A 23,790-nucleotide genomic window follows, 5' to 3' on the forward strand; every position below is an offset into this window, starting at 1 on the left:
CAGTAGCGAAGACGATCCCGCTATGATGGCGGCTTACTCTCAGATATCAAGGTGTGAAGATGGCATGGTTGCTATTGGAAGCTGGCATTGCCGGCCTATTGTTAGTGTTGATTATCTGGTGGACCCTGCCCAAGAAAAAACAGGATTCGACGGAAAAAAACGATACTGGGCAGCAAAAATAGGCATAGAGGCGACACTGCACCGGTTGGTGCTCAGCAACGCTTTATAGGTAATCCGCCGCCGAATACAACAAGCCCAACGTGGCTTGAATCAACCGACAAGGCTGTTCCGCTATGCGTCTGCCACGTATTTGTTGTCTATTACTCTTCCTGCTGCAGGCCATTTCCCCTGTTTTAGCGGTACCCAAGGGCCTTGTGGTCAGTGACGATATAGTGGGGGCAACCTGCGTCAGCTATCTGCTCATGGGCAAATTCCCCTGGGAAAAACCCCTGGGCGACTGGGTGGACAAGGCAGGCAAACTATATGGCGAGCAACCGTACACCACCCAGGATGTAAAAGCGCAGAAAGGTCGCCAACTGGTGGAATTCAATGTCACCGGCCTGGTGGAGCAGTGGCTGTCTGCCAGCCAACCAAACCAGGGCATGCTGTTGCGCAGCCTGCCCGGGCCATTAAGCGGGGTCATCGAGTTTCTGAGCAAAGAATCGCCCGACCTCAGTGGCCGGCCGATGTTGAAGCTGCAGTGGAAGGATGGCTCGCGCACCCGGCTCTCTCCCGCTGCCGATACCTTTCTGGACTGTACCTCGCTCTCCAGCCTGGGCAGCCGGCCCGAAATAAAAGTCAGCACCAAGCAGAACGCCTTACTGCGTTTCGACCTTCCTACCGACAAAGGCTCCTTGCAGGAAGCCACGTTGTATCTGGCTTCGGACGTGCAATACGGCAGCGGCGGCAAGATCGGCGTGTTTCGGGTTCAAGCGCCATTCGAGCGGGCCAGCAATGATGTTCAGCACGGTCTGGCCAGCAAGTACCCGCGTGACCAAGGCATAGAGAAAGACCCCGATGTCATTTTCGCCCATGGCTTCGAGAGCAAACTCTGGATGACCGAATGGAGCGACTGGTCGCTACGTAGCGAAGCCAGTGCAGTAAGTGAAGACGCGCAGCGGTTGTTCGTCCCACTTTCAGGCAAGGCGTTACGGATTACCCTGTTGCAAGGCAAAAACCTGGGGTTGGATTTACGTTATCTGTTCGCCAAGGACGGCAAACCCGAGCCTGAAGAAATCTATTTCCGCTATTACCTGCGTTTTGCCGACGACTGGAATCCCTCGCTCGACGGCGGCAAGATGCCTGGCATTTCCGGCACCTATGGCCGTGCGGGCTGGGGAATGCGCAAAACCGATGGCTACAACGGCTGGTCTGCACGGGGCGGCTTCTTCGCCCGGCCTGCCGAAGCCAAGCATATGCGTAACCTCACAGCGCTGAACACCTATAGCTACCATGCCGACATCAACGATGCATCGGGCGATATCTGGCCCTGGGGTAAAGGCCACGCCGCCCTGCTGGAAAACAACCGTTGGTACTCGGTCGAGCAATATCTCAAGCTCAACACACCGGGCATCAAAGACGGCGTAATGCGCGCCTGGATCAATGGCCAGATGGTCATGGACAAAACCGACATCCGCTTTCGACATACACCCGACCTGAAAATTGAAACCGTCTGGCTCGATGTTTACCACGGCGGTATTTCACCCAGCCCGCACGATATGTCGCTGTATATCGACAATGTCGTGATCTCGCGCAAATACATCGGCCCGATGAAGCCATAGCCGGATATCAGGCGGTTAATTCCTAGCAACTATCTATCCGCCCAACAGCAGATGCCATTCCTGCGCCGTACTTGCCTGTTACACCCCCCGTTTGCTATGACATAGGAAGAGAAAAACCGAATGTCGTGGATGACGGGCGCTTTCTGGCGTATTGGCTGTCAAACCAATTAAACAAAATTAGAAGATTCCGCAGGCAGCACTTTATTGCGATGGGGATGAGGCTTCTGGAGGATTTCCTGACTATTTGCATCTGGCACGGTCAACAAAACCCAGCGAGGCTGGTTCTGGCCAGCAGTGTAAACACAGGCTGTACGTAGCGTACGGCAAGTCTACACCGCAACCCGGAAAGCGTTTTGTTTATCGCGCTTAGTTCAGCTCCCTGCATTCCAGCTCCCCCAAGCCGTGTGCTGTACTTTTCTATCACACATCTGATTTGTGGCCCTTCCCATGATAGAAACAGGCACCAGCTCCTACCCCGATAGCGACGACGCCGCCTTCCACCTACTTATCGATTACGCCAGGGAATATGCCATTTACCGGCTCGATGCCGATGGACTAGTCGCCAGCTGGAACATCGGTGCAGAACGCTTGTATGGCTATATCGAGAAAGACATCATCGGTAAGCATTTCTCCGTTTTCTCCTCGCTGGAAACTGCACAGGACGAACTCGAAAAAGCGCGCCAGCTGGGTTTCTATGAAATGGAATTCTGGTGCAAACGCAAGGATGGCAGCCTGTTCCTGGCGCAGGCTGCCATCACGCCACTGCGTGGCAGCGGACAGAAAATAACCGGCTATCTGAAAGCAGTACGCGACATCACGCTGCGCCAGCGCATGGAAGACCGGTTCCGCATGGTGGTGGAGTCCTCGCCGAATGGAATGGTCATGATCGACCCCACCGGCAAAATAGAAATGGTAAACACCCAGACCGAGGAGATGTTTGGGTATAGACGTGAGGCCATCCTGGGTCAGCCGATTGAAGTGTTGTTGCCCCATCGATTCCGCGCACAGCATCCAACATTGCGTAACAATTACTTCAGCGCTCCCAGCCCCCGGCCCATGGGTATAGGGCACGACCTGTACGGTATGCACCAGGATGGGCGCGAATTTCCGATTGAAATCGGGCTCAACCCGATCGAAACCGAAGTCGGCCTGATGGTGCTTGCCGTGGTGGTGGATATTTCCAAACGCAAACAGCTTGAGGAACACTTTCGCCAAGTCATTCAGGAAGCACCGAATGCGATGATTCTGATCAACGCCAAAGGCGAGATCATTCTATTCAACCGGCAAGCGGAAAATACCTTCCTGTACCGGGCTCAAGAGGTTATCGGCCGGTCCATAGAAATACTGGTGCCCGAACGATACCGGCCTGCTCACCCTGCTCTGCGCGGCGGCTACTTCTCAAGCCCAGAAGCACGGCCCATGGGCCTGGGGCGGGAGCTGTACGGACTGCGCCAGGACGGAAATGAATTTCCGGTAGAAATTGGACTGACACCAATTGAAGCAAATGAAGGCCGTATGGTGTTAGCTGCGATTGTAGACATTACCGCGCGTAAAACCTCCTTGCAGCAAATAGAAAATGCCTTGCAGGAAAAAACCGTTCTGCTGAATGAAATCCACCACCGGGTAAAAAACAATCTTCAAATCATCATCAGCCTCCTGAATATGCAGATGCATACCATGGCGGAAAGTGATGCGAAGAATGCCTTGATGGACAGCCAGATCAGAGTACGGTCTATAGCGCTGATCCACCAACTGCTATATGAAAGACATGATTTCTCGCGGGTGGAGCTCGGTGAATATATCCAGAAATTCGGCCAGCTTTTGCTGAGTACATTTGGCTCAACACTTAAAAAAAGCGAACTGAAGATCGTAACAGCCGAGGAGCCCATCCATATCGAGCTACAACGCGCCACACCCTGTGGACTTCTCATCAACGAACTGGTCACCAATGCCATCAAGCATGCTTACCCGGAAGGAGATGGAATAATCTGGGTGCGACTTAGTAAATTAAGTGAAAAGCAAGCCTTATTGATTGTCGAAGACAATGGGATTGGTATGGGTGACCAACCAAAAATGAATACCTCCAAATCACTAGGATTGCAGCTAGTACCAATATTGGCAGACCAATTAGGCGGCATCATATCCTGTCATAATAATAAACCTGGTGTTCGATATGAGATCCGTATTCCCTTGATTGAAGAGGAAAGTAGCCCATGAATCCGATTCAGGTATTAATCGTTGAGGATGAGCGTATTATTGCTCTCGATCTTAAGCAAAATTTACTCTCATTAGGATATGAGGTTTGCCAAACAGCCACCACCGGGTTAATGGCGATTCAATATGCAATAGAGCTACGGCCAGACATTGTCTTGATGGACATTAATCTCGAAGGGGATATGGATGGCATTGAAGCCGCAAAACAAATTCACAACGAAGTCAATATTCCAATCGTCTTCCTGACCGCCTTCGCAGAGGATGCAACTCTGCAACGGGCTTCTGCTGCACTACCCTATGGGTATCTGATCAAGCCTGTCTCATCAAGGGAACTGAATGCTACCTTAAAAATGGCAACTGCTCGCTATGCCAAGAATAAACAACTGGAAAGTGTCAATGACAAAGCAACTCAAGCACTTTCAACTGCAGCTCTGGTTAATTTCTGGGAATGGGATGTTAAGTCTAACCAATTTCAGTTCTATAACCTGACCGATACAAATTATTCCTCAATGTGCTTTCCAGTCAATGAAACTCTTTCCAAATTTTATAATCGGATCGACCAGCGTGACCTAGAAAACATCCAAACCGCCATTGAAAAGATAAAGAACGAAGGGGGTAGTATTAATGCTGCTTTCCGAGAAAAGCGCAATGATAATCAGACCCGCTGGATTGAGATCCACGCAACAAAGTTAGGGACTGATACAACCAGGATTATCGGCGTTGAACAGGACATAACGGAACGCCGAAAAAATGAAGAAAGTTTACGCCAAGCCGCCGCAGTTTTCGCGACTACCTCCGATGGCATTATTATCCTCGATAAAGCGTTGCAGATTATCTCAATTAACCCTGCCTTCTCGGAACTGACGGGTTACAGCGAGGTCGAAGCACGTGGCTGGGGAAAGGTTAATGCCTTATACTCCCAACCTCATAGCGAGCAATTTTTCGAACAATTACACGTTGTACAAGGTCAACACTGGTATGGTCATGTTCGCTATAAGAAAAAAGATGGTAACGAATTAGCAGTATGGGAGACCGTCAACGTTATACAAAGTGAAGACGATCAAGTTAATTACGTGCTGGTGTTTTCCGATATCAGTGCCATTTTGACGATCCAAGAACGGCTAGAATATCTCGCAAAACATGATACGCTGACCAACCTTAGTAATCGGCGGTTATTTATGGATCGGCTAAATATTGAAATTAGCCGTTGCATGCGTACTGCAAAATCATTGGCGGTAATATTGATCGATCTCGATCACTTCAAGATTGTCAACGACACCTTGGGCCATGCTGCGGGCGATCTACTGCTCAAGGAAGTAGCAGTGCGCTTGGCAACCTGTATACGAGACACTGACACTATAGCACGACTGGGTGGTGATGAATTCACCATCATCATCAGCGATCTGGAAACCATCGGCATCGTTGACAAGATTGCGCAAAACATACTCGAACACCTGAGCAACCCATTCCGGCTTGGCGAAGAGATTTGCTATATCAGCGGCAGTATCGGTATTGCGATTGCTCCTGCAGATGGCGGTGAAACATCGTTACTGGTCAAGAATGCCGACCAGGCAATGTATGAAGCCAAAAAGAACGGCCGAAATTGTTACCGTTTTTTCGAACCCTTCATGCAAAAGGCAGCAGAAAGCCGGTTGTTAATTTCCAACAACCTGCACAAAGCCATTGAGCTTAATCAATTCTGGATTGCATATCAACCCATAGTGGATTTAATCAATTACCGGATTTATAAGGGTGAAGCCTTAATTCGTTGGAAACACCCAAAATATGGGGTAATGGACCCTGCCACTTTTATTAAAATTGCAGAAGATACAGGGTTTATTTCTACCATTGGAAGTTGGACACTTCTGGAGGTACTCAAGCAGGTACACCAATGGCGTAATAACGTACCTGACTTACAAATCAGCATTAACCTTTCTCCCTTACAAATCCGTAGTCGAGCAGCTGCATTAGATCTACTAAAGCCATTAGATGATATTGGGATTAGTGGAGAGGCTTTAGCGATAGAAATTACTGAGAACATGCTTTTAGAAGCAAATTCTACGGTATATGAGTTTCTAACTTATTGCCGGGAGAAAGGTGCGCAAATATCACTTGATGATTTCGGCACGGGTTACTCATCGCTTTCCTACCTTTCCAAATTCGACATGGATTTTCTGAAGATTGACCAATCCTTTGTTAAAACCCTCACCGACGGTAGCCGCAACTTCACCCTGTGTGAGGCAATCGTCGCCATGGCGCACAAGTTGGGCTTGAAGGTGATTGCGGAGGGCGTCGAAATGAAAGAGCACGTCACCCTGCTCAAATCGATTGGCTGCGACTATGCGCAAGGCTTTTATTTCTCGCCCCCCGTCAATGCGGCAAGCTTTGAACGACTATTGATGCACGGCAGCGCTTTGCACCATTAACCATCTACGCAATGCTGGCCACATCGTCAGGCTGACAACCAGCATCACCAAAGGCTGGAACCAAAGCCCAGGCTGATACAACGTACCCACCAAGCCCAAACCACCTGCGATCGCCAAGTAATACAACAGGCTGAACAAAGCACCGGCGCTACCCTGCACCGATCGATAGGCGAGCAATGCTGTCGACAGTACATTGGGTATCGCACAGCCATATGCGACCAGTAGCACGGCTTGTGTCAACAACAGCCCCGTTGTCGCAGCCAAAGGCATACTTCCCCATAAGCTCACACATACCCACTGCAATACCGAAGCGGCAATGCTTGCGAGCACCGCAAACCGGACCAGTCTGGTGGGTAAATACCACCGTAAACCATGGCGATTAAGCCAGGCACCGCCAGCACTGGCTGCTGCCACCATCAACCCACTCGCACCGAATAGCCAATGCGGCATCCCCAGCTGTGCCAACGTAAATGGTGCCAAGGTGTAGTAACCAAACAGCAGCAGATTGAACCCCGCTACCAGCACGGCTGAAGCAAGGATTTGCTGATCTGCCAGTACACGCCTTGCCACCTGTATAAAAGGCGGTGGCGGTGGTTGACCAACCGGTTTCGTTTCAACCAGACGGCTGCTGGACGCCAGCAGCAACAGGGCCAATATGCAGAGTGCGGCAAACACTCCGGTATGGCCATAGGCGGCCGCCAACAATGCACCAGCCGGCGGGCCAAGCGCTGGCGACAACGACAGTACAGCCGCTACGGTTGAGAACACCACACCCAGTGCGGCACCCTGGTAGGTATCACGCAAGATCGTCTGAACCACGATAGACCCGGCACTCGCACCGAAAGCCAGCAGCACCCTTGCCAACAGCAGTACGTTGAAATCGGGGGCATACAAGGCCAGCAATGCACCACCGCCATAACAACACAATGCTGCCCACAAGGCAGGGCGGCGTCCCCAATGGTCGGCCAAACGGCCCCAGCAGACGACGCCGGCAGAAAATGCGATGAAATAGATGCTCATCGTCCACTGCGCCTGCCCGGCCGTGACATTGAATACCCTGGCAATATCCGGCAATACCGGGGCATAAATCGTTTCGCTCAGCTGTGGAAACCCCAGCAGCAACATTAACAGTATCAGCGGCGGGCCCGCTGTCTTACGCGTATCCATACAACAACTCCCAACAAAAGCTGTGGGAGATTGTAGGGAATTCACATACGGCGCATTATCGATGTTATGCCAAAAAGCATCGCAAACAAGACAATATGCCTCGCTACCTTTCGACTACGGCCCCCAACCCCGACACACTGCCGGTGCCACTGGCTGGTTTCGCCATCGATACGCCTGCCCCGCATGACTCCGGCCTGCACTGCCACCAGCGCGCCCAGTTGCTCTATGCAGTAAGCGGGGTGCTGCAAATCCAGGTGAACAACCTATGTTGTGTGCTTCCTCCCCATATGGCGGCATGGATACCAGCGGGTTCGTCGCACCAGGCCCTGGCCACCAAACCCTTTGCCTATCGCAGTCTGTATTTCGACCCGGCCGCATTCACGAGCCTGCCAGCCAAAGCGCAAATCCTGGCTGTTGACCCGCTGTTACGGGAGTTGATCGTACGCATCGCCGAATGGCCGTTAGCACCGGCAGATCCATGCCAACAACGGCTGATCGAGGTGTTGCTGGACGAAATCCGCAATGCGCCGGTAGCGCCACTAAGCCTGCCCTTGCCGGAAGACCGGCGGCTACTACGCATCACAGGGTTGCTGATGGATGAGCCGGGCAACCCCGCGACGCTGGACCAACTCGCCACCCAGGCCGGGGCCAGTAGCCGCACCATCAATCGGTTGTTCCAGAACCAGACCGGCCTGAGCTTTTCCGCGTGGCGACAGCAGCTGAAAATCATGGCTGCAAGGCGATATCTGGCCGAAGGAATGAGCATCACGGCAGCCGCGCTCAACCTGGGGTATGCCCAGGAAAGCGCCTTCATCGCCATGTTTCGCAAAGTAACGGGGAAAACGCCAGGGCAGTTCAAGCAGTCAGGCCTGGACGATCTTACTTCGCAGCCGTGATCAGGGCTTATGTGCTGCTCGGGAGCCGTCGCAAGGAGACGAATAACCGTCACGGCACTTTACGTCGAGAAGTTTGCAGTCGCAGAAATTGGCACTAATCTGTCATAACAATCAACGCTGCCCGACCAAGTACCTATTCAGAGTTTTTCCCTGAGCGCGCGAAACATTTGTATTGCTGAAGTACAGCAGGCTCTGGGTAGACCCTAAGAAAAACCGCAATTACCCGGGAACCCAATGTCATATGAAAATAGGGCAATGCAGCCGGGAAGTCTGTCTGTTTAAATAGTGTCAAAGGATTCGTTATGGCGATGATCGCCCTTAGTAATTAGTAATAATCTGTATCTCTTCAAAAAAGATCCCAATTAATTTTCAGATATGTTGGTCATTTCCGCCCATGGCGGAATACGCAAGTCTCATTCACCCAAGTTCAATAATTCGACAGGAACACTGTACTTTTATTCGCCGCATGGCGTAGTCACACAAGATAAAGGGCTACGCAATTTCCTGTATGACGCTAATTCACGCCAGCGTGTGGAAACATTGCCACCCAACTCTAGCTGTTACGATTACTCGCTATGTAAATACCAGGGAAAGCATGGCGGCACCAAAGGCAATCCCGCTGAAACCTACCAGAGCATCGAGAGCGAACTCGCCTATATCTATGGCGCCGCCCGGTACATTGGTAGCGAACGATTTTGACGTACTCACGATACGCAACCGTTTCATGGACTCCAACGTCAAGCTGTCTACGGTGCTCCAACGCGTCCGTTCCTTGCACCTGTATCGCGACATCCACTGCTACTTCTGCAGAAGCTTTACGCTATTCTAAGAACCTGTCTAAAGTCTCGCGAGCTAGAGCAAGACAAGGCGAAAACAGCCGAGGAAGCAGAGTTTACGCGTGGTAAATGAGCATTCCGAGGCTGTTTTTAACGCCGTATTGCTGACGCGCAGCAGACTATAGACAGGTTCTAAGCGCAATGGACAAAACCCTTCTGTGCCTACGTTTTCCCCCTAGCCAGAGGCGCTTCGCGGGGTTTTGCCTGCCGCGCAGAAAGCCCCCTATCGGTCATCTGTGCCGCAATGCCCCGCGCAGCAAGTTGGTCAAGTCTGCCCAAAATGGTTTTGGGTCGTCCCAGCACCACACGTAGTAACGCACACCTGGGCGAAAGAAGTCGGTGATAAAACGGGCAAGTTCAGCCGCAGGCCGTATAGGAAATGTACGGTCGGCGATCTTGCCCGGTTGCAGGCAGATCCGCACCAGGCGTTTCAGTTCCGTCGCTACCATGCGACAACGCAAATCGCTGCGTGGCGCCGGCAAGGTACTGACTGGCAGGTTACTGCCCACTTGGTAACTCAGCAGGGCAAAGTCCGCCCGGGCGTATAAAGCCAACGGGTAGCTGCCCCAGAACCGACCGTTGATTTCCATCAGCACTGCACGCTGGCGGACAGGGTCGTAACGGTACTCAACCATCGCCACGCCCTCCCACCCAATAGCACGCAGCAGGGCAATGGATTTTTCCTGCAGGTCTGCATGTTCATGCAACGGTAGCGCATCGCAGACGCTGGAGAATCCACCCTCTGGCGGCCACTCGGCTACGCGTCGGTGCTGGAAACGCCGTAGCGCCTGCCCCTCGTGCATAAAGAAGAACTGCCCCAGGCCATAGCCTCCGCAGTATTCCTGCACCAGGGGCCACGCGCCGATAGCGTTGTAGCGGCTCAGCGCAGCCTGCAATGCTTCGGCCGTATAGACATATTCTGCTTTGATCAGGCTCAACCTATGCTGCGCCAGAAGAGGAGCGATCAGGTTCGGGTCCTTCCACTTCAATACAGCAGGTAGCGGGTACTGTTTAGCCAGCGCTGCCAATTCATCCTGCGACTTCGGCTCCACCGACTGGGGGATCGGAATACCTACCGCTTGCGCGGTTTGCAAGGTGGCCTGCTTGTCGAGCACCGTGGCCAGCGCAGCTGCGTTGGGCAGGATGGGTTCCACCTTGCCGAACTGGCCGCGATGTTCGCTCAACCAGTTCAGATTCACTTCCGCTACCGCCATCAAGCGGCACGACCCATAAAGCTCACCAAGATTACGGATGGTCTCCATCAACTCGGGGCTGCGCGCAGTTTTGACTACCAAGCCTTCACTGAGAAACCGTGATTGCAGTCCAATAGCGTGTGGATCTTGCGTAATACCGATAACACGGATACCCGCCCGCCCAAGTTCACGCACGAGGCTCAGGCCAATCTGGGTTTCCAAGCCCAACACAATGCAGGGAGGCTGGGCCTTACTGACCGAGTTCATGCTGCCCTAACGGAAAACGCCGCCCCCAGACCACGCAGCTGTGCCTCCAGCCAGATACGCAAGGCATGCCGTTTGTTCTCGGTAAAATACCCTACCGCCAACACCGACAAGACTAACAAGACAGTTGTCGCTGCCCAATACCCATAGCCTGACGGGTCGCCACGCAGCACCGCAGCCCAGAACAGAAATAGCGGCTGGTGTAAGAGATAAAGCGTGAAGGTATACGCCGCGAGGAACCGAATAGGCCGCTCGACCTTCAACAGCATAGGCCCCAATACCGGGGCAACACGCCTCATGCCTGCAAAATTCGCGAACACCAGCACAGCAAGCAGATAGTCGCTGATAAAGAATTTCGAGAAGGTCAGCTGGGTATGCCAACCCTTACCGATGATGCCTTTGAATACGGCGCTTACCTGCGCTTCGACCTCATAGACATGAAAAGCCACGATGCCTATGGTCGACAACACCACCAGCGCCCATGCCACTCCCATCGGCAAGGTATGCAAACGTTGCCAGCGGTAAAGCACGACACCCGCCGCCCATATGGGCGCAAGCAGCAATATCTTGGGCCCCAGCACCAGGCCCAATCCAGCCGCAGCCCACCACCCTAACTTGCGCGGCAGGAACATCAGCAGACCAAACCCTACGTAGTACCAAAGTTCGTAGCAGATCGACCAATACGGCACATTGGAAAAACTTGTGATGGAGACGAACCAGATCTCGTTCAACATGAGAAGGCTACTGATTGAACGAACCAGAAACTGGTCGAATGGATAGGCATACAGCGCCGGATACAGCTGCCGCCCGATGCTATCGAGCACCAGTGTGAGCAACAGCGCCGGCAACGCCACCGAATACACCCGCGACAACCGGCTGGCGGTATAGGTGGCCCAATGCTTCTCCTTGGTATCGGTGATGTAGGCGATCACAAAACCCGACAGCACGAAGAACACGATTACCGAGCTATGGCCATAGGTGCTGGCCGGCAGAATCTCCTTCACCAGCAGACGCTGGTTGGAGTGGTAGATATAGACGAGGCAGGCGGCGATAAAGCGGACAGCGTCGAGGTAAACGGAAAAAGCACGGTTCATGGCGTCAACTCACAGTCGACGCAACAGCTGTTCGGCATAGCGCCGTGTCGTTGCCAGCTTGCTGGCACGTGGCATTGCCAACCTGGGCGGCTTGACCACAACAGGATCGCAGTCGCTATACCCTACTGTCGGCAATCGATACTGCTGCGCCGCCAAAAAGGTGCACAGCTGCTCGAAGCGATTCACCACGATCATGTCAGGCTGTGCACTGTCAGGTTTCAACAATTCGAAGTTGTGGGAAACAATCACGAACATTTCCTGCCCTACCCGCCAACCATTGAGCATGGCACCGCGCAGCTCGGCAAAACTGCAGCCGGCAACCTGCGCCGGCTTTTCGCGGCCAAAACCATCGCGAAACACAGTGACCGGATAGCTGTACACCCCTTCGATCAGCATCGGCGTCAGCAGGTCGTACTCTGGGCGCAGGTCTGAACCACTGACGGCGTAAAAACGATTCAAGCTGCTGTCGATATATATGCCGTTACGTTGCAAGGCAATGAAGGTATCGCGGTTCGCAGCAAAACTGCCCGCGCGGAAGGTCGTGATCGGCCCAGCGCCCGCTTCCTCCAGCATCTTTTTGCCATGCGCTATCAGGGCTGTCTGCTCATCCAGATCGTAATAACTGAGGTGCTGGCGCTTGTCCTCGTTGTTGGGTATTAGCGCAGGCGTGATTTCATCGGTCCACTCCGGGTGCAGATGCAACTGCACTTCCTGTCCGGCTGCGAGAATCAGCTGCACGATCGTATCGAGATACTGCTGACCAAAGCGCGCGGCAAACAACGGCTCGACGAAGAACACACCATGTAGGCCATGCTGGTTCAGGATCTCCAGCGTCTTCGGCAGAGCATAGTCCCCCTTGGACGAGTGGCCATACACATAGCGCTCGAAGCTTTTGGGAAAGGCCTTGTCCAGGTCGTACCAACCATTGCACCAGACCTCAACATCGAATGTCAGCAATATTTTCATGACTGCACACAAGGGCTGCCAGCCAGGCGCAGCTCCTCCAACAGGTTGATAACCGCCACGTGGATCAGCGTAAAGCAGGTATAGAAATAACGTTCCGACAAAGTATGCGGGTCGTGCAGGTGGATGCGCTTGGGTGTAGCCCAAGCACCCAGCAAGGCAATCGCACCGATGGGGATGCCATAAGCCACGAGTTGCTTGGCATGGCGTATTTCCATTACCAGCAGGAGGTCCCCTTCCTGGTATTCGTAGTCGCCGATATGGGTAGCCGCGTGTTTACCCAGGTCGATGCCGAACCGGGGGGCCGTCTGCAATGCCAACTTGAACGCCGGTGCGCCGGTCGTGGTGGCCAGCCCCAGCGAGCAGACCCTGCCGCCACGCGAGCGGGCCACACCTTCTGCAAACGCACTACGATTGATATTGCCCAGGCACACGAATACCAAGCGCTGCACTTTGGCTGGGTTCAACCCTACCCAATGGTCCACCCGCCCGGTGACAAGTTCGATCTGCGCCAACAGATGGCGCACCCATCCGCGGAAGGTACCGTAGTTGGTTTGTGTCAGCTCTGTCAGCATCTGGCGGGTAGCTTTAAGTCGTTTGAACATGGACAAGTTAGACGATGAAGATCAACAACGCCGCAGTCACGCAGCACGGCTTGGTGAGTGTATGCCGCATTCTCAAGCCAGTTGCGCGACCGGTGCGCGCAGGTTGTTGAGCATGCGCACCCCATAACGCAGGGCGGTACGGTCCCACGGTTTAAAACGTGGCAACTGGAGCAGATCACACGCTTGCGTCGCTGCCCCCACCGCAGTGGAAACCGCCACCTTGAAGCCTGCATGGCGCAGCATTGCCACATGCTTGGCGTGGTAGTCACGGCCGGGTCGCCCATTGGGGTAGGCAAAAAGCGTTACTGGTGCATCAATCAATCCTTCCAGCTGCTGCCTGCTGCGCACGATCTCCTGGTCTGCCTCAATATCCGGAATATTGCTCAGAATGGGGTGGGTACAGGTATGCGCACCAATCTGCATACCTGCCTGATGCAGTTGCACCACCTGCTCGGAACGCATCATCAAGTCGGTAGGCAGTTGCACTGACGCGCGCTCGCGCACCGTTTCCACCGTCTTGGCGCGCGTAACAGGCTCCAGGTATTTGATCTTGCCAATCAAGGCATTGATGGCGACGCGGCGATCTGCCACCGTCGCCAGAGCATGCTGCCCCAGGCCCATATCCCCTAAATCCAGCAATTCATACCGGCAGGTCCGTACGGTCTCGATAATCTCGTCGTTCCACATCCGGCCGCCATCCAAGAATGAGGTGGCGATGAAGAAGGTCGCACTCATACCGTGCCGCTGCAAAACCGGTAGCGCATGGAGCGCATTGTTGGCGTAACCGTCATCAAACGTGATCGCCGCGGCGCGAGCCGGCAAGGTGCCGGCTTGCAACCGGTTGGCGGCTTCATCCAAGGGCAGAACCTGGAACCAGCGGCCCAGCCAACGTAGCTCCTCGTCAAAGCGGTGTATATCCGGCTCGTCCGGCAATAAGGGGTCAGGCTGGCCCAGCACCCGGTGAAACGTCAGGATCGACAAACGGGCTCTCGGCCCTGCCGGCGATAAAAGTCCCGCAATGCTGCGCAAAATCATGTGCCCGCCCACCCAGCCTTGCCCTGCGGTTTTTGAATGCGCTGTGCAGGTGCAGCGGAACCGAACGCGCCATGCGTTTCGGTTTCCCAGCGCTTTTCCTTCAGCCAGCGCTCCGACACCAGCAGCACGACCAGAATGTTGTAAGGCAGGTCGAAATACGATAGCGCCAGGAAAGCTCCGCCCACGGCATAACCGATGATGGATACCTGGCACATCCCCGCCAGATGGAACAGCCACATCGTTTCCGGTCGCTGCTTGGCTTCCTTGCGCACACGGGCAGCAGTACGCAGCGCCAGTATCCAGACCAGCAAGAACAGCCCCAGACCGACCCAGCCATGCTCACCCAGTACCGAGAAATAAATGCTGTGCGCACCCAATATCAGATTCGGGTTGGGTGCATAGATGGCGTACAGATCCGGCTGGTAGATGGCGAAACCACCGCCGAGAAATCGATCATTGGCAAGGTTGTAGGTCATATGCCATGCATTGATGCGCCCCATGGCAGAACCATCGGTTTCATAGGTCTGGATCGTCCCCATCCGGTTGCTCCAGCTATCCGGCATGAAGGCAAGCAGGCCGGATGCGACCACCGCCACCATCACCCCGGTTAACACCTTGCTTTGCGAACGCAGCCACAGCACCACACCCATCGCGCAGATCGCCAGTAACGCCCCGCGCGACTGGGTGCCCAACGCAGCCACCACCGTAAGTAGCATGAGCACAAGCAAGCCCTGGCGCACCCAGACCCGTGTGGCTACCACGCGCAGGTAGTACATCAGCGGGATCGTCATGATCAGCGCCACGGCAAGTTCATTGTTCCCTTCGATAAACCCGCCCGGCGGCCCCCACACCCGTGCACCACCACCACTGGTGATCGTGAAGATACCGCCCTTGAAACCGTAGAACCCGATCGAGAGGATATTGACCCAGACAAACAGTTCGATGTGCTTGCGCTCATACAACACCGCCAAGGCAACCAGCGTCATCAGCTGGATCTTCAACACCTTGTTCAGCTGAATCCACGAAGCCTCGCCATGCATGGCGAACACTGTCGTCAAACACATCCACAGTACAAACAGCAGCAACACCACGACGGGTGGACTCCACGGCACCTTGATCTTGTCCTTGGTGAATACCATGGCCAGAAAAGTCACCGCTGCCGCAATCGCTGCGAACGGCGCGTTGTTGGCGAAACCGAATGCCAGCTTGTGCGGATTCATAATGCTGACCCAGGTCCAGATCAGCACCCCCACCCAGGGCCGGCGCAACGCGTAGAACGTCGCGACCAGCAGCACCGCGACCAATGCCATATCACGCACTGCTGGACTCCTTATCCGTTGCGAATGCAGGCACCGCGCTGACCACATAACGGAACTTGCCCGATTTTTCCGCTGCGATTTCGGTCACCTTTTCGACCTGGATATCGACCCCAGCCCCCAGGCGCGCCTTGAAATCACGCACGATGCGTGCTTCGGCGGCGTCGTCAAACCCCGCGCCCGCCACCACTTTCACCACGGTCTGTGCAAGTGAGCGCTGCTCGATACGGAAGCGTTCCACACCAGGCAGGTCACGCACGGTATAGATCAGCGCCAAACCATGCATCACCGTGCCATCCTGCGCCACCACGAAGTCGGTGGTGCGGCCCTGCACTTCCTGCAATACCGGCAAACTCCTGCCGCAGGCACACAGCTCCCTCCCCAGCACCCCCATGTCGCCGGTGCGATAACGCACAAAGGGAAAGTCCACCGTGCCCATATGCGTCACGACAATCTCACCAGCTTCTCCCACCGGGGCTGGTCTGCCATCGGGCAACAGTGTTTCGACGATGATGTCCTCCGCACTGATATGCAGGCTGCCCGCGGGGCACTGGTGGGCGATAAACCCCGCATCCCGCGCGCCATAACCATTTGCTACAGGACAACCGAACACCGAACTGATCAATTCACACTGTTCGTCGTACAGTTTCTCAGAGGTGACGAACACGACCTTGATACCAAGCTTATTGAGAGCAATGCCTTGCTCGCGCGCACGCCGCGCAATCAACGACAGGCTCGATGGATAACCGAACAGCATCGCCGGCTTCTGGGTGCGGATCGTCTCGATAAACCGGTCCAGGTTCGCTGCCGACATCTCGAAGGCGGGCAATAGACGGCTGCGCATCAAACCATCGCGCATGCGCCGTACCCTGTCCTGTGCCCCCAGCTCAATCGGGCTGCCCCATACCACCAGCTCCCGATCGCCGATATCCACCCCCCACCAACGTGTAGCGCGCCACTTGGCAGCAACATCGTGGCTCTTGCGGCCCTTGCCCATGTAGAAGATTAAAGGCTCACCCGACGACCCGCCGGTGTTGTAACGCGTCAGTGGACCATGACCCTCGGCCTTCAGCTGCTCGGCATTCGCGCGTATCTCGGGTTTGCCCAGAAGCGGCAACTGGCGCAGGTCGGCAGTGCTGCGCACCATAGTCGGGTCAAAACGGTGTTGGCGGAAAAGGTCGCGGTAATACGGTACGCGCTGGCCGATTTCGGTAAGAAACTGCTTCAAGCGCTCGCTTCGATAGGCATCCAACTGCTCCACCGACCACCACTGAGTGGCTTCCAGACGACGACGCAGGGCAACCGAGTCGTGCCCTTTCAGCCGCTCGTGCAGTGGAAAAAACACACCGGAACAAAGCGCGGTATACACACTCACGACATACTCCTTGTTGCCGCAGCACGGCGGTAAGCATCCAGCCACTGTTCGCGCACCCTGGGCCAGGCATAGCGCTCGGCTTCCTCACGCCCCGCCTGACGCAAGCGTTCTGCAAGCTTGCGATCCTGCAGTACTTTTTGTGCAGCGGTTGCCATGGCTGCCGGGTCGCCTATCGGCACCAGCAGGCCCGACACCCCGTCACTGAGCATATCGGGTATGCCGCCCGCACACGTGCTCACCACCGGTACGCCACTGGCGAACGATTCGAGGATGGAGATCGGCATATTGTCGACGGTGCTGGGGTTGAGCATGCAATCGGCTTCGGCATAGAGCTTGGGGATATCGGCGTTCTCGATCCGCCCGGAAAAATACACGGCCTCGGTCAATCCTTGCTCAGCAACCAGCGCCTGAAGATTGGCCAATTCCGGGCCGCTGCCGGCCACCGTCATCCGGGCGGCTGGGAAATGGATTCGTATCTGGGCAAAGGCCAGGATGGCGGTGGGGATGTCGTAGATGGGTTCCAGATTCCGGGTAACGACGATATGCGGCGCATTATCGAAGTGGCGCAGCGGCCCAACTGAAAAACGCGATAAATCGATGATGTTGGGAATCACCTCTGCGACCAAGCCATGGTTGGCGAACACCCGCAACAAAAAGTTGGAGGGCGTCACCCGCAGCGCCACCTTGCCCAGCATTTTCAACACATAGGCAGGGGCGGACGCGAAGAAAGGCTCGGCATTGCCTCCACGATAGTTGATGACCACCGCGCAGCCACGCAATTGCCCCAGCCACACCGCCGGCGCGGTAAACAGGTGCCATGCCCAACCCGAGTTGGCAAGGATATGCAGCACCTCTACCCGCCCTGCGGTGCGCCAAAGTTGCCACAGGTAGGGCAACAAACGAAAACCGGCGCGAATCACCGGCACCAGGGCCACCCAGGCTGGGTGGTAAGGCGAATTGGTGCGCACATGCTCAATCGGCAATCCCTCGGCGCGCAACAGCCGCACCAATTGCTCGCATTGGTTAGCCATGCCGCCCGAGGGTGGCGGCAACGGCCCGACAATGCCAACGCGCGGCAAGAAAACACCTTGGCTATATTGAGTCGCCACGCCCGCCTCCCATCGCTTCATGGCTTTGCCCCACCCAAGTGCTTGGCACGCCAGGCAGCTATCAGGCAGACAATCAGACCAAATAGCGCCAGCATGCTGACCACTACCAGCACACGCAAGCGGACATGCAATGCCCACATCGCTTGCAGTTGAGTCATGTTTGCCGGTTCGGCCAGTACCTGGACATGGGGTTGCACCCCTTGCACGATGCCGCCAACCTGCTCCAGGGACCGATGCATATCACCCAGCGCCTGCACCAGCCAAGCCTGGTCATATTCAAATACATTGTTACCCCACCACAGGTACCACTCGTTCAGGCCACGTCGGTAGTAGTCCCACGCCTTGGCTTCATCGATATAGCCTGGCCGGACTGTAGGCACGACGCGGTGCATCTGGATACTGTCCGGCTTGGTCAACATGGCTTGGCGAAATGCCAGGGCCGACAGAATCTGGCCATCGGGGCCGGTAAAGTAAGCATTATTGAAGATATCGAGCAGCTGCCACTTGCGTTGCTGCCGGTTCCATATCTCCGGCCAGATATGGCCGTATCCGCCAAACCCATCGAAGGAAAACGCCCATTGCCGCACCGGTATGTCCGCAGCCAACGCCAAGGCCGAGAAGGTACGCACAAAATCACCGCAATAACCATCACCACGCTCAGTAATGTCACGATAGGTCGACAGCAAGTCGTCCTGAACCGCACCACCACGCAACGCCGGCGCGCTACTCAGCAAATCGTCACTGATGGCGGTGGCGCGTTGCCAATCGTCCGCCATACCCGCCAGCCCCAACTCTTTTACCTTCTTCGTAAAGAAAGGCATCGGCGGGCCGGGCTCGACTTTGTAATCGGCCGGCAGTGAATCCGGGGTCCAATCAAAATCGACGCTACGCGTGTCTTCCAACACCCAGGCATTGCGCAATCGCACCAGTTCCACCCCACCGCCAAGCACATACGGCAATAACGATAACGCCCCCAACAGCAGGATACCGACGCAAACCCAAGCGCCTCTTCGCCAATTACGCCCCGGTTGCACCGCCTCCGGCATCATTAGTTGTTCTGCCGTGGTTACCAACACAAGCCCTCCACCTCGGCATGGATGGCTCCTACATTGGGCAGGCGGACCAGATCAAGCAGCAATTGTCCGGGCTTGCATATGCTGGCCAAGGTTTCGGCAACAGCCTGGCCCGACAAGCCCACGACGAGCACCTCCGACTCTACAATCACATCCGCCAGCTCGGGCCGCAACAACTGGCCAATGTGCGGCAAGGTGGTTTCGATGTAGCGCCGGTTGGCCCCCAAGAGACGTGACAGATGCACCTCCGGATCATAAATCGACAGCTGCATGCCTTTGCCGATCAGCTGCTCGGCCAGCGCCACCAAAGGGCTTTCGCGCAAGTCGTCAGTACCGGTCTTGAATGAAAGGCCGACAAAGCCAATCTTGCGCTTGCCGCTGTCCAGAATCTTTTGCAACGCTACGTCGAGATGGGCGCGGTTCGACGGCATGATGCCGGCCAGCATCGGAATTTCCACATCGTGCTTTTTCGCCAGATATGTCGTGGCGCGTAAATCCTTGGGCAGGCAGGAACCGCCAAACGCAAAACCGGGCTTGAGATAGGCGCGCGAGATATTGAGCTGGGTATCCTGGCAGACCAGATCCATCACCTCAAACGGATCAACCCCCAATGCCTCGCACAGCCTGGCGGTTTCATTGGCGAAGGTGATCTTCAGCGCATGGAAGTTGTTGCAGCAGTACTTCATCATCTCGGCTGAGCGTACCGACGTCTCCAGGAAATTGCACGGCAAGTGGCCAAACAAGGCGCGTAGACGCTCGACCGGGTAGGCGTGGTTCGCGCCGACGATGGTAAAGGGCGGTTTGTCGTAGTCGCGGATCGACGTGCCCTCGCGTAGGAATTCCGGCTGAAAGCACAGGTAGAAGCCTTCGCCATCCTTCTTGCCCGAAGTACGCTCAATGATAGGGCGCAATACGTCCTCCACCGTACCGGGCACCAGGGTGGAGCGGAACACCACAACATGCGGCTCGGCCTTGTTGCCGATCGCAACGCCGATCTGCTCAGCAAGGCGCAGCACCGCGCCCTGGTCCTGGCTGCCATTGGTCGCCGACGGCGTACCAACACACACAAGTGAAATATCGCTACCCATAACGGCTTGTTGCGCATCGGTCGTTACCGACACCCGGCCGCTTTTGGCCACCTGTTCCATCAGCTCGACCATACCTTCTTCGACAACAGGCGTCTTGCCCTCGCGGATCAGGTCCAGCTTGGTTTTCTCAATATCAACGCCGATGACCGAGTGCCCATCGCGCGACAGGCACGCCAAGGACACCGCACCCACATAACCCAGGCCAAAGATACTTATTTTCATTGTTTCCTCTCCCCACGTTTATCGCTGAAATTCTTTACGCCACGCGCGATGATCCCATCCAGGCGCGCCATCGAATGCGGCCAGGCATGGTGGCTCAGCATACGTTCCCGCCCGGCTGTAGCCAGGCGCTGGCGTTCCTCCGGGCTGTCGACGACACGCAGAATGGCCTGCGCGAGCTGGTCGGGCGTATCGGCCACCAGAAAATGCGTTTCGGCATCCGCATCCACCCCCCCTGCTGCGATGCTGCTGGTCACCACCGGCACGCCCATGGCCATGGCCTCCAGAATCTTGTTCTGCGTACCGCGGGCGATATTGAGCGGTGCGACCATCAGGGCGGATTTGCGGATATGCGGCCGCACATCGGGTACCGACCCTGTTACCGTCACACCGGGCAATTCACCGAGTTTGCGCATTGCCGGCGACGGGTCCGCCCCCACGATCAGGAGCTTCATCTCAGGCTTTTTGGCCTTGAGCAAGGGCCACACCTGCTCGCAGAAGCGGCTCATGCATTCCTGATTCGGGTAGTAGTCCATACGCCCGATAAAGCTGATGGTGTCAGCCTCGTAGGGCTCATCGATTGGGCAGAAAAAGCCGGCATCAACCCCGTTTGGAAACCAGTCTGTCGCGGCGCCCGTACCGTATTCGTTCAAAGTCTCCCATTCCGCCCGCGTTGTGGCAGTACACAGGTCAAAGCGCCTGGCCAATCGCTTTTCCGCCGCCAGCATCTTGCTGCCTTCCAGGCGGTAACCCAGCGAAATCGGGAAAGGCTTGTAGTTGGCGTATTCGAACCACTTCTGCGAATCCATGTCGCCAAAGTCGAGAATCTTCGGGATGTCCTCCACGTGCTCGACATACTGCGCGACCGACGAACAATGTACGAAGATCAGGTCCCACTTCTGTTCAGCCAGCAACCGGCGCACCTTGCCTTCCAGCTCCGCCGAGTAAAAAAACCCCATCGAGGATGGCGTGGTGATCGGCAGTCGCGCCACCATGCGTAGCGCCTGTACAGGATTCCATACATTGCCGACCTCGAAACGATCACAATGTGGGGCAATGCCCTGCCCTTCTGCGGCTTCCTCAGGACTGCGCGCCAGCGAGCACACCGTGACCTTATGCCCCTGGCTGCTCAGGTGACGGATCATATTGAACGGCCGGATCTTGCCGCCGCGTTTGGGTGGAAAAGGAAAGCGATGGCACAGGTACAGGATATTCATGCAAGGTAGCTCTTCAATTCATCGGCAACATCGGCCGGGTCGCGCCGGTCGAGGTAGATGCGGCTCCAGACCTCAAGGTTGAGCAAAGCGATCAACGCCTCCGTACCGTCCACGCGGTTAGCGGCGTGGTCCGCCATCAACTGCTGAATGGCATCGCTGCGGAACAAACCACGGGTGCGAATCACCTCCGGCGACAACAGACGCTGCAGCAGCGGCGCAAGCTCCCGCTTGAGCCACGCGCCCATCGGCGTACCGAAACCACGTTTCTTCCGGTCCAGAATCTCGCTGGGGAGCAGATCAGCCAGCGCCTGCTTCAGGATGTGTTTGAGCCGGCCATCGCGCACCTTGATATGCGCCGGAATCGCCGCCATCAGCTCTACCAGCTCATGGTCCAGCAGGGGCACGCGGCATTCAAGCGACACCGCCATGCTCATCTTGTCGGTCAACATCAGGATGTCATCGGGTAGCTGGGTTTCCAGGTCCACCGCACACATGCGATGCAAATCGTCGCTGTTGCCCACCCGTCCGAACGCCGCCTGCAAGGGGTCGGGCCCACCCTGGTCATGCAGCAGCATGGTGGCCACCGCCTCGCGCCCCAGCACCTGCAAGTAACTGCGATAGCGCTCATCCGGCCCAAGTTCGGTCGATGCGAGAAAGCTCTTGGCGAGCCGCAAGGTATTGAGTAAGCCTGAATGCCGGTCTGCCGGCAGGTGCTTGGCCGCGTAGCTTGCAGAACGGCGCAGCCATGCTGGCAACGCTTGAAAGCGCTCGGCATAGTGACCGCCCAGGTACCGCCGGTAACCGGCAGCAATCTCATCGCCCCCGGCACCGGACAGAATCACCTTCACATCCTGGCGGGCGAACTCCGACACCAGGAAGGTCGTGATGAAGGCGGTATCCGCCATGGGCTCGTCCATATGCCAGATAAGTTTGGGCAACAGACCGACAACATCAGGTTTGACCAAGATCTCACGATGCTGGGTACCAAACAGCTTTGCCACCTGGCGCGCATAAGGCAGTTCGTTGTAAAGCGTTTCGGCTTCGCCGCCTTCAAAGCCAATGGCATAGGTACGGATAGGCTGGTCGGAATGCTTAGCCATCATGCCCACGACCGCGCTCGAATCCACACCGCCGGACAGGAACGCACCGATCGGCACATCGCTGACCATCTGCATGCTGACAGATTTTTCCAACTGCGCCCGCACGCTGCTTACCCATTCCGTTTCGCTCATCATGGCATCGACCCGGTCGGGCAGCTGCCAGTAGCGCCATTCACGTACCTGGTTGTTCTCTATCGCCAACAACGTGGCAGGCGGCAGTTTGCGTATGCCTTTGAAGATACAGTTCGGCGCAGCCACATAACCAAGTTGTAAGTAGGACGCGAGCACACTGCGATCGAGCTCCGCCGTCACGCCAGGCAGCGCCAGCAGGGCTTTGGCCTCAGTCGCAAAAGCCAGGCGCTGACTGTCCTGCAGCACATAGAGCGGCTTTACCCCGATCCGGTCACGGCCGATGAGCAAACGGCGGCGGCGCGCATCCCACAAGGCAAAGTCGAACATGCCGTTGAGCCGCTGTACGAAGGCGTCGCCCTCCTCGGCATACAGGTGCAACATCACCTCGCAATCTGATCCGGTCTTGAAGGTATACCCCTTGGCCAGCAGCTCGGTACGCAGTTCGCGGTAGTTGTAGATCTCGCCATTGCAGACCAGCCAAAGCGTGTCATCCTGGTTCGATAGTGGTTGATGGCCGCCAGCAAGGTCGATGATCGACAAGCGTCGCATCGCGATGCCGCAGGCGCCATCGATATGCATGCCTTCATCGTCCGGGCCGCGGTGCCGGGTGATATTGCCCATAGCCGACAGCGCCTCGGATGAGACGCGCTGGCCATCAAGTCGGTAAAGTCCGTGTATGCCACACAT

Annotated in this window: 20 protein-coding genes; 7 read left to right on the forward strand and 13 right to left on the reverse strand. The window is 55.9% G+C overall.

The window, feature by feature from the left end:
* The first annotated feature begins 22 nt into the window (after positions 1 to 22).
* The 4 genes from ACUHMQ_RS02365 (at position 23) to ACUHMQ_RS02380 (ending at position 6,421) form a co-directional block, all read left to right on the forward strand.
* Complete coding sequence (locus tag ACUHMQ_RS02365; protein WP_445293841.1) at positions 23 to 229, forward strand: hypothetical protein; 207 nt, start codon at positions 23 to 25, stop codon at positions 227 to 229.
* 64 nt (positions 230 to 293) lie between these two features.
* Positions 294 to 1,781, forward strand: coding sequence for a polysaccharide lyase (locus tag ACUHMQ_RS02370; RefSeq protein ID WP_445293842.1), 1,488 nt, complete (start codon positions 294 to 296; stop codon positions 1,779 to 1,781).
* A 447-nt stretch (positions 1,782 to 2,228) separates the two neighbouring features.
* The gene (locus tag ACUHMQ_RS02375) at positions 2,229 to 3,998 is read left to right on the forward strand and encodes a PAS domain-containing sensor histidine kinase (RefSeq protein ID WP_445293843.1); all 1,770 of its coding nucleotides are present in this window, start codon (positions 2,229 to 2,231) and stop codon (positions 3,996 to 3,998) included.
* Positions 3,995 to 6,421, forward strand: a complete 2,427-nt coding sequence (locus ACUHMQ_RS02380) for a two-component system response regulator (RefSeq protein ID WP_445293844.1) — start codon at positions 3,995 to 3,997, stop codon at positions 6,419 to 6,421. Before ACUHMQ_RS02375 ends, ACUHMQ_RS02380 begins: the two co-directional genes overlap by 4 nt.
* Here the strand turns inward: ACUHMQ_RS02380 and ACUHMQ_RS02385 are convergent.
* On the reverse strand, positions 6,389 to 7,588 hold the full coding sequence (locus ACUHMQ_RS02385) for an MFS transporter (RefSeq protein WP_445293845.1): 1,200 nt from the start codon (positions 7,586 to 7,588) through the stop codon (positions 6,389 to 6,391). The genes ACUHMQ_RS02380 and ACUHMQ_RS02385 overlap by 33 nt on opposite strands.
* A 95-nt stretch (positions 7,589 to 7,683) precedes the next feature.
* On the opposite strand from ACUHMQ_RS02385, the gene ACUHMQ_RS02390 reads away from it, so the two are divergent.
* The 3 genes from ACUHMQ_RS02390 (at position 7,684) to ACUHMQ_RS02400 (ending at position 9,313) form a co-directional block, all read left to right on the forward strand.
* The gene (locus ACUHMQ_RS02390; protein ID WP_445293846.1) at positions 7,684 to 8,484 is read left to right on the forward strand and encodes an AraC family transcriptional regulator; all 801 of its coding nucleotides are present in this window, start codon (positions 7,684 to 7,686) and stop codon (positions 8,482 to 8,484) included.
* Positions 8,485 to 8,859: 375 nt separating this feature from the next.
* Positions 8,860 to 9,183 carry a putative adhesin gene (locus tag ACUHMQ_RS02395; protein WP_445293847.1) on the forward strand — a complete coding sequence of 108 codons (324 nt, stop codon included), beginning with the start codon at positions 8,860 to 8,862 and terminating at the stop codon, positions 9,181 to 9,183.
* The gene (locus tag ACUHMQ_RS02400) at positions 9,146 to 9,313 is read left to right on the forward strand and encodes a putative adhesin (RefSeq protein WP_445293848.1); all 168 of its coding nucleotides are present in this window, start codon (positions 9,146 to 9,148) and stop codon (positions 9,311 to 9,313) included. The genes ACUHMQ_RS02395 and ACUHMQ_RS02400 overlap by 38 nt, the downstream gene beginning before the upstream one ends.
* 237 nt (positions 9,314 to 9,550) lie before the next feature.
* On the opposite strand, the gene ACUHMQ_RS02405 is transcribed toward ACUHMQ_RS02400, so the two are convergent.
* From ACUHMQ_RS02405 to asnB, 12 genes are all read right to left on the reverse strand, one after another.
* On the reverse strand, positions 9,551 to 10,780 hold the full coding sequence (locus ACUHMQ_RS02405; protein WP_445293849.1) for a carboxylate--amine ligase: 1,230 nt from the start codon (positions 10,778 to 10,780) through the stop codon (positions 9,551 to 9,553).
* Positions 10,777 to 11,871, reverse strand: a complete 1,095-nt coding sequence (locus ACUHMQ_RS02410) for an acyltransferase family protein (RefSeq protein ID WP_445293850.1) — start codon at positions 11,869 to 11,871, stop codon at positions 10,777 to 10,779. The genes ACUHMQ_RS02405 and ACUHMQ_RS02410 overlap by 4 nt, the downstream gene beginning before the upstream one ends.
* Before the next feature lie 9 nt (positions 11,872 to 11,880).
* Positions 11,881 to 12,837, reverse strand: coding sequence for a polysaccharide deacetylase family protein (locus ACUHMQ_RS02415; RefSeq protein ID WP_445293851.1), 957 nt, complete (start codon positions 12,835 to 12,837; stop codon positions 11,881 to 11,883).
* Positions 12,834 to 13,439, reverse strand: a complete 606-nt coding sequence (locus ACUHMQ_RS02420; RefSeq protein WP_445293852.1) for an arsenate-mycothiol transferase ArsC — start codon at positions 13,437 to 13,439, stop codon at positions 12,834 to 12,836. The genes ACUHMQ_RS02415 and ACUHMQ_RS02420 overlap by 4 nt, the downstream gene beginning before the upstream one ends.
* A gap of 72 nt (positions 13,440 to 13,511) precedes the next feature.
* Entirely contained in the window at positions 13,512 to 14,474 is a 963-nt protein-coding gene (locus ACUHMQ_RS02425; RefSeq protein WP_445293853.1) for a polysaccharide deacetylase family protein, read from the reverse strand.
* Positions 14,471 to 15,784 carry a putative O-glycosylation ligase, exosortase A system-associated gene (locus tag ACUHMQ_RS02430; RefSeq protein ID WP_445293922.1) on the reverse strand — a complete coding sequence of 438 codons (1,314 nt, stop codon included), beginning with the start codon at positions 15,782 to 15,784 and terminating at the stop codon, positions 14,471 to 14,473. The genes ACUHMQ_RS02425 and ACUHMQ_RS02430 overlap by 4 nt, the downstream gene beginning before the upstream one ends.
* Before the next feature lies 1 nt (position 15,785).
* The gene (locus ACUHMQ_RS02435; protein WP_445293854.1) at positions 15,786 to 17,165 is read right to left on the reverse strand and encodes a phenylacetate--CoA ligase family protein; all 1,380 of its coding nucleotides are present in this window, start codon (positions 17,163 to 17,165) and stop codon (positions 15,786 to 15,788) included.
* Positions 17,162 to 18,295, reverse strand: a complete 1,134-nt coding sequence (locus ACUHMQ_RS02440) for a glycosyltransferase family 4 protein (protein WP_445293855.1) — start codon at positions 18,293 to 18,295, stop codon at positions 17,162 to 17,164. Before ACUHMQ_RS02440 ends, ACUHMQ_RS02435 begins: the two co-directional genes overlap by 4 nt.
* Positions 18,292 to 19,350 (reverse strand): transglutaminase-like domain-containing protein, encoded by a 1,059-nt coding sequence (locus tag ACUHMQ_RS02445; RefSeq protein ID WP_445293856.1) that lies wholly within the window; start codon positions 19,348 to 19,350, stop codon positions 18,292 to 18,294. The genes ACUHMQ_RS02440 and ACUHMQ_RS02445 overlap by 4 nt, the downstream gene beginning before the upstream one ends.
* Positions 19,341 to 20,657, reverse strand: coding sequence for a nucleotide sugar dehydrogenase (locus ACUHMQ_RS02450; protein WP_445293857.1), 1,317 nt, complete (start codon positions 20,655 to 20,657; stop codon positions 19,341 to 19,343). The genes ACUHMQ_RS02445 and ACUHMQ_RS02450 overlap by 10 nt, the downstream gene beginning before the upstream one ends.
* A complete protein-coding gene (locus tag ACUHMQ_RS02455) occupies positions 20,654 to 21,871 on the reverse strand; it encodes a TIGR03087 family PEP-CTERM/XrtA system glycosyltransferase (RefSeq protein ID WP_445293858.1) in 1,218 nt (405 codons plus the stop codon). Before ACUHMQ_RS02455 ends, ACUHMQ_RS02450 begins: the two co-directional genes overlap by 4 nt.
* Positions 21,868 to 23,790 (reverse strand): asparagine synthase (glutamine-hydrolyzing), encoded by a 1,923-nt coding sequence (gene asnB / locus ACUHMQ_RS02460; protein WP_445293859.1) that lies wholly within the window; start codon positions 23,788 to 23,790, stop codon positions 21,868 to 21,870. The genes ACUHMQ_RS02455 and asnB overlap by 4 nt, the downstream gene beginning before the upstream one ends.

The sequence above is a fragment of the Chitinimonas violaceus genome, from assembly GCF_052601015.1.